This is a genomic window from Rhodoferax sp. UBA5149, assembly GCF_002413825.1.
GTDB lineage: Bacteria > Pseudomonadota > Gammaproteobacteria > Burkholderiales > Burkholderiaceae_C > Rhodoferax.
In genome coordinates this window covers 1-7317 of record NZ_DHXT01000052.1, presented here as the reverse complement: position 1 = coordinate 7317, position 7317 = coordinate 1, and the positions used below count along the sequence as shown (strand labels likewise).

At 62.5% G+C, this 7317-nt stretch carries 7 protein-coding genes; all 7 read left to right on the top strand.

Features of this window, described 5'->3' with window-relative positions:
• Positions 1-1097: formate dehydrogenase subunit gamma (locus B3V69_RS04320; RefSeq protein WP_296444139.1), on the top strand; the 1097-nt coding region annotated here is incomplete at its 5' end.
• Between the two features lie 15 nt (positions 1098-1112).
• Positions 1113-1496, top strand: a complete 384-nt coding sequence (locus B3V69_RS04315) for a hypothetical protein (protein WP_296444137.1) — start codon at positions 1113-1115, stop codon at positions 1494-1496.
• Positions 1497-1568: 72 nt separating this feature from the next.
• On the top strand, positions 1569-2528 hold the full coding sequence (locus B3V69_RS04310) for a formate dehydrogenase accessory sulfurtransferase FdhD (RefSeq protein ID WP_296444135.1): 960 nt from the start codon (positions 1569-1571) through the stop codon (positions 2526-2528).
• A 174-nt stretch (positions 2529-2702) separates the two neighbouring features.
• Entirely contained in the window at positions 2703-3038 is a 336-nt protein-coding gene (locus B3V69_RS04305; RefSeq protein WP_296444133.1) for a cupredoxin domain-containing protein, read from the top strand.
• A 29-nt stretch (positions 3039-3067) separates the two neighbouring features.
• Positions 3068-3913, top strand: a complete 846-nt coding sequence (locus tag B3V69_RS04300; protein WP_296444131.1) for an FTR1 family iron permease — start codon at positions 3068-3070, stop codon at positions 3911-3913.
• 37 nt (positions 3914-3950) lie between these two features.
• Positions 3951-4706, top strand: coding sequence for a hypothetical protein (locus tag B3V69_RS04295; protein ID WP_296444129.1), 756 nt, complete (start codon positions 3951-3953; stop codon positions 4704-4706).
• A gap of 31 nt (positions 4707-4737) precedes the next feature.
• On the top strand, positions 4738-7257 hold the full coding sequence (locus B3V69_RS04290; protein ID WP_296444127.1) for an ABC transporter permease: 2520 nt from the start codon (positions 4738-4740) through the stop codon (positions 7255-7257).
• Positions 7258-7317: the final 60 nt, after the last annotated feature.

Sequence of the window (7317 nt, the reverse complement as noted above, 5' to 3'; positions counted from 1 at the left end):
CTGCGGCTGCTGCGGCTGCTGCGCCATCCGATGCGGGCGCCGTCAAAAGCCAGAACATACTTGATGTGAAACCGGAAGGGGTCGTGAAACCGGATGCCAGTGCCGAGCCGGGCTATGCCACGCAGACCAATGGCGAACGTGCCAAGGTGCAGCCGGGCAACAACGCGCCGATGTGGCGCCAGGTGGGCTCCGGCGTCACGGGCTACAGCAGCTTGCCAGCCCCCGAAGCGGGCAATCTGATCCAGCCTTTTGTGCAGTACCCGGGCTCGCGCCTGACCAATGCGGGCGAGGCCTGGCGGCAAGTGCGCAACCACTGGCTTATTCCTTATGGCGGCGCTTTGCTGTTGATCGTGCTGGGCGCCTTCGCGCTGTTCTATTGGCGCATGGGCAGCATCAAGCTGCACGGACAACCCAGCGGCCGCATGATCGAGCGCTTCACGCCGTTCGAGCGCTCGGCGCATTGGACGAACGCGATTGCCTTCAGCATTCTGGCCATTTCCGGCCTGGTCATGGCCTTCGGCAAGTTCTTCCTGCTGCCTGTCATGGGCACGGTATTGTTTGGCTGGCTGACGTATTTCTTGAAGAACGCGCACAACTTCGCCGGTCCGGTGTTTGCCGTTTCGCTGCTGGTTGTGATCGTCACCTTTGTGCGCGACAACCTGCCGGCCAGGGGGGATGTGAACTGGTTGCTCAAAGGCGGTGGCATGTTCTCCGAGCACGAGGTCAAGTCGGGTCGTTTCAACGCCGGTGAAAAAGTCGTATTCTGGGCGGGTGTTTTTGTGTTGGGGCTGATCGTTGTGGGCTCGGGCCTGCTCATGGACAAACTGGTGCCGGGCCTGGTCTACGAACGCAGCACCATGCAGGTGGTCCATATGGTGCACTCGGTGTCCAATCTTCTGATGGTCGCCATGTTCATCGGCCACATCTATCTGGGCACATTGGGCACGGAAGGTGCCTACGCGGGCATGAAAACCGGCTATGTGGATGAAACCTGGGCCAGGGAGCACCATGAGCTTTGGTTGGATGACGTGAAGGCCGGCCGTGTTCCTGCCCAGCGCAGCCAGCCGCTGCCGCCCAGCCCGACCGTTCAGGTGTAAAGCGAGGAAAGTCGTATGAAAAAACTGATAGCCGCGAGCCTTTTAATCGGCGCCTCGACGCTGCTCATGGCCAAGTTGCCACCCTTGAGCGAGGAGGCCAAAGCCAAAGCTGCCGAGGCCGCCGCAAAGGCCGCGTGGAGTGGCAAGGTCGATGCCTACCTGAGTTGCAAGGCGCAGGACAAGGTCGCCGCCCATTACTACACGACGGCCAAGGCCGCCAACAAGGACACCAAGCCCGCGACAGAAACATCGCCTTGCGCTGACCCGGGCGCGTTTTCTTACCTGCCGTCTGAGGCGGTCAAGCCGCTGGAGGCGTCTGGTGCGCATTCACCAGCGCCCACGGCCACCAGTCCGCCGAGCAGTACAACACCGGCCGCCGCCATTGCGCCTGCCAAATAGCCTTGACCGGGCATCAAGTTTTGAAAAGCCGGCGCGCAAGGTGGCGGCTTTTTTTGTTGTAGTCTTGCCTCTATGACCTTGCCTTTTCTGACGCACGCGCGTGCACCGCTGACCTGCGAAGTGGCTGCTGTCAACGAGTATGGAGACTTGCAGCCAATATCAATTCCTGCCGAGCGTGCGCTCACGGTTTACGTCGACAAACGCGAGCTGGTGACGCTGATGACCTTGGGCGCCCAGCCTGAACTGCTGGTGCTGGGTTTCTTGCGCAACCAGCGCTTGGTGCAGTCGGTGCGGGAAGTCGAGTCCATCACGGTGGACTGGGCGGTCGGAGCCGCCGCCGTGAAGACGCGCCAGGGCATTTCCGACATTGAAGCGCGCACGTCCAAACGGGTGGTCACCACCGGTTGCGGACAGGGCAGTGTGTTTGGCGACCTGATGGCGGAGGTGGACAGTCTGGTGCTGCCCGACGCGACGCTGAGCCAGTCGCAGCTCTACGGCATCGTCAACGCCATCCGCCTGCAGGAGACTACCTACAAATCAGCCGGCTCGGTGCATGGCTGCGCGTTGTTCCGGGGTGAAGAGATGCTGGTGTTCGTGGAAGATGTAGGCCGCCACAACGCCATTGACACCATTGCCGGCTGGATGTGGATGCAGGATGTGGCCCCCACGCTTGCCACTGCGTGTGCTGCGCTGCCCCCCGAGGGGGCCGTGCCTTGCTTGGGGCGGCCCGGCGCGGCGGCAGCCCCCACGACGACAGGTCACTTGTCGTCTGTTGGCATGGGTGGCGCGGACAAAGTGTTCTACACGACGGGTCGCCTGACCAGCGAGATGGTGATCAAGTCGGCCCAAATGGGTGTGCCCATTGTGGTGTCGCGCAGCGGCATCACCCAGATGGGCCATGAAGTGGCGCAGCGCCTGGGACTGTGCGCGATTGGTCGGGCCACCAACAAACGTTTTCTTTGTTACAGCGCGGCCGAGCGCTTACGGCTGCAGCCCGAACTGGCCGGTACGCGGCAGCACGCCGCGGCGTGACCCACCGGTTTTTGTCACGACGCAGCGTGGCAGCCCAAAAACCATTAGCCAACGGATTTTCACGAAAATTCACTGAGGCTTTACAAATTCAATTGACAATGCAAATCGTTCGCATTAAGATTTGCTTGCTTTCAAGAATTTTGATAACTTTTCCCACCAGCGGAGCCTTGGACCATGACACGACTGCGATTTTTTGTACTTAGCCTCCTGACCGTCGGCGTGATGGCAGGCAGCGCCGTGGCGGCTGAGCCCGAGCTACTGCTGGTCATCAAGAACCACCAGTTTGAGCCGGGCGAGTTGAAAGTTCTCGCCGGTCAGCGTGTGAAATTGGTCGTCCACAACCAGGATGCGACGCCCGAAGAGTTTGAAAGTCACAGCCTGAATCGCGAAAAAGTGATCCCGGCTGGCGCGAAGGCCACGATTTACATTGGGCCGCTCAAGCCTGGGCGCTACAGCTTTATCGGCGAGTACAACGAGGCCACCGCCAAGGGCGTGGTCGTCGCGGAATAACTGGCCCCCATCACAGGATTGGAAAACTCATGTTTGGCGTCGCTGTTATTGTCTTTCGTGAAACGCTGGAGGCGGCCTTGTTTGTCGGCATCATTGCCGCCGCGACACGCGGCCTGTTGGGTCGCAGTCGCTACCTGACAGGCGGCGTTCTGGTCGGCGTGGCTGGCGCGCTGGCACTGGCCGCGGGTGCCGAACGCATCGGTGCATTGGCCGACGGGATTGGCCAGGACCTGGTGAATGTGGCCATCCTGAGCGTTGCGCTGGCCATGTTGATCTGGCATTGCGTGTGGGTATCCAATCAGGGCGCTCAAACCGCCGCCGACGCGCGTGCGCTTGGCAGCTCATTCGAACGAGGCCAGCGCAAGCCTTGGGCTCTGCTGGTCGTCGTCGCTTTGTCGGTGCTGCGCGAGGGGGCGGAAACTGTCTTGTTTGTCGCGGGCTTTGCCAACGGGCCAGGCCAGACGGGCACCGTCGCCGGTGCGATCGCGGGTGTGCTCTGTGGCACCGCCGTGGGCCTGTTGTTGTACGTTGGGCTGTCGCGCGTACCCGTGCGGCGCATGTTTACCGTGACCAATTTTCTGGTTCAACTGCTCGCGGCATCCATCGCCAGCCAATTGGCCCGAGCGCTGTCACAGGCCGGCCTGCTGGATAAATGGGGGCAGACCCTGTGGGATACCTCGAACTGGCTGCGGGTCGATTCACCGATTGGCACCGTGGCCCATGCCTTGGCGGGCTATGAGGCGCAGCCGACCGGCTTGCAAGTCGCTTTCTATCTGCTGGCCTTGTTGGTCATGATGGGCGGCACCCGCTGGGTTAAGCGCGCGCAGACACGCGCGCAGGCAAGGCCGGTCAGCCCGGCCGCGACCCACGCCTGACCCATCTTCGTTTTTTTCCACTCTGGAGCTATCTTTCATGCATACCGCTATTAAAGCGGGGGCAGGCGTTTTGCTGACCCTCGCACTCTCCCTGAAACTCGCGACGGTGGCCCACGCCGAGCCCAATGACTACGTTCATAGCCCGATTGTTGAAGAGGGTGAAAAAGAAGTTGACTTCAAATATGGAACGGCCCGCGCGAATGACGGCAGCAGCGAAAGCGCAGTGTCGCTGGGTCTTGGATTCGGCGTGAATTCATGGTGGTTCACCGAGGTTTATGTCAAGGGAAACCGGCAGACACCGGACGGCTGGCGCTTTGACGCCATTGAATGGGAAAACAAGTTCCAGTTAACCGAGACCGGCAAGTACCCGGTCGATGTCGGCCTGGTCGTTGAAATCGAGCGTCCGCAAGACCGCTCCGAGGGCTGGGAGTTGCGTTTTGGCCCCCTGTTTCAGATGGAGTTGACGCCCAAGGTGGTGGCCAATGTGAATCTCTTGTTTGGCCGGCATTACGATGCCGCCACGCCCTCGCCGATGAGCATGGACTATCAGTGGCAGCTCAGGTACCGATGGAAACCGGAATTCGAGGTGGGTGCGCAGGGGTTCGGTAGCCTGGGTCCGTGGCGAGAGTGGCTGCCCAGCGAGCAACAGGAACACAAAGCCGGACCGGCAGTATTCGGAAAAGTGCGACTGGATGGCCGCCACGCGCTCAACTACAACGCCGCCTGGCTGGTGGGCACCAACGCGAACACGCCGGACAACACCTTGCGTCTGCAGGTCGAATACGAGTATTGAGCCCAAGGCCCGAGTGCGCTAAGGTAGCGCCATGAACATTTCTTTTTGGCGCCTGGGCTGGCGCTCCTTGTGGCGCGATCTGCGCTCGGGTGAACTGCGCCTGCTCATCGTTGCAGTGACGCTGGCGGTGGCGGCCTTGACGGCGGTGGGTTTCTTTGCCGACCGCCTCAAGGGTGGTTTGCAACGCGACGCGCGGCAGTTGCTGGGCGGCGACGCCGTGATTTCCAGTGACAACCCGACCCCGGCCGCGTTTGCCTTGAAGGCGCGTGCACTGGGCCTGGAGGTGGTCCAGACCCTGGCGTTTCCCACCATGGCCCGTGCCGTGGAAACGAAGGGCGGCGGCAGCAAGCTGGTGGCGCTCAAGGTTGTCGAGCCCGGTTACCCGCTGCGCGGTAGCCTCAAAGTCGCGAGTCAGCCGGGTGCGCTGGAGACCGTGACGCGGGCGATCCCCGCGCCGGGTGAGGCCTGGGTAGAAGCGTCCTTGCTGGAAGGCATCAGCGTTCAGATCGGCGACGTCGTGCTGTTGGGCGACGCCAGCTTGCGTATTGCCAAAGTCATCGTCAATGAGCCTGATCGGGGGGCCGGTTTCATGAACTTTGCGCCACGCGTGATGATCAACCGCGCCGACATCGACGCCACCAAGTTGATCCAGCCGGCGAGCCGATTGACCTACCGCATGGCGGTGGCCGGTGACGACGGGCGCATCAAAACCTTTGTCAGCTGGGCGCTGATTGAAGTCAAAAAGCCCGTGGTGCGCGGCGTGCGGGTCGAGTCGCTGCAGGGCGGGCGTCCGGAGCTGGGGCAAACGCTGGAGCGGGCCGAGAAGTTTCTCAACCTCATTGCCTTGCTCTCGGCCCTCTTGAGTGCCGTGGCGGTGGCGCTGGCGGCGCGCGGCTTTGCCGCCAACCATCTGGACGACTGCGCCATGCTGCGCGTCTTGGGCTTGAGCCAGCGCACCATCGCGGCAAGCTATGCCTTCGAGTTCACCACCATCGGCCTGCTGGCCAGTGGCTTGGGCGTGGCCGCCGGCTTCGCCGTGCACTATGTGTTCGTGCTGTTGCTGGCCGGTTTGGTGGATTCGGCCTTGCCCGCGCCCGGCATCTGGCCGGTCCTTTTCGGCATGGGCATGGGCTTGACGCTGCTGCTGGCTTTTGGCCTGCCGCCGGTGCTGCAACTGGCCCAGGTGCCGCCGTTGCGCGTGATACGCCGCGACGTCGGCAACCTCAAGCCCGCGTCAATAGGCGTGCTGGCGCTGGGTGTCGCCGGTTTCGCCACCTTGCTGCTGGCCGCCAGCAGCGATGTGAAACTGGGCCTGATCGCGGTCGGCGGTTTTGCGGCTGCCGTGGTCGTGTTTGCCGCCTTGAGCTGGCTGGCCGTCAAGCTGCTGCGCTGGGGCGTGAACGAGAGCACGGCGCCGCGCTGGATGGTGTTGGCCACCCGGCAGATTTCGGCACGACCGGCTTTTGCGGTGGTGCAGGTCAGTGCCCTGGCGGTCGGTTTGCTGGCGCTGGTGCTGTTGGTGCTGTTGCGCACCGACCTCATCAGCAGCTGGCGCAAGGCCACGCCAGCCGATGCCCCGAACCGCTTCGTGATCAACGTCATGCCGGAGCAAGCCGATGCGTTTGCGCGCGCCTTGCGTGACGCCGGCGTGAGCAAGTTTGACTGGTACCCCATGATCCGTGGGCGGCTGGTCGCGGTCAACGGCAAGACGGTCACGCCGGACGACTACGTGGACGACCGGGCCAAGCGCCTGGTGGACCGCGAGTTCAACCTGTCGTACAGCGCCACCAAGCCTGCGCAAAATGAGGTCGTGGCCGGTCAGTGGACGCAGGAAGAGCAGGGCACCATCAGCGTGGAAGAAGGCATTGCCAAGACACTCAATCTCAAGCTCGGCGATACCTTGAGCTTTGATGTGGGCGGGGTGCCGACCGAGTCCAAAATCACCTCCTTGCGCAAGGTGGACTGGGGCTCGATGCGCGCCAATTTCTTTGTCATGTACCCGGTGAGCCGCCTGCCCGATGTGCCGACGACCTATATGAGCGCCTTCAAAGCGCCCGCCACCCGTGGTTTTGACAATGCCCTGGTGCACAGTTTCCCCAATATCACCAGTGTCGACATGACCAGCACCATCGGGCAGATTCAGCGCGTGCTGGACCAGGTCATCGGCGCCGTGGAGTTTTTGTTCGGCTTCACGCTGGTGGCGGGCCTGGTGGTCTTGTTCGCCGCGGTGACGGCGACGCGCGAAGAGCGGGCCCACGAGTTTGCCATCATGCGCGCGGTCGGTGCGCAAAGCAGCTTGCTGCGCCAGGTGCAGCGTGCCGAGTTGATGGGCGTGGGCTTGCTCGCCGGTTTTCTGGCCTCGGTGGCGGCCACGGGGGTGGGCTGGGCGCTGGCCAAGTATGTGTTCGAGTTCGAGTGGAATGTCTCGCTCTGGGTGCCCGTGTTCGGGTCGCTCAGCGGTGCGCTGCTGGCGCTGGCCGCGGGCTGGTGGGGCCTGCGTGAGGTCTTGCGGCGCCCGGTGGTGGAGACGCTGCGTCGTGCGACGCAGTGAGTTGCTACATAATTAATAGCTGTCTCCGTAATATCGACGGGGGCTGGCGGGTAATTTATC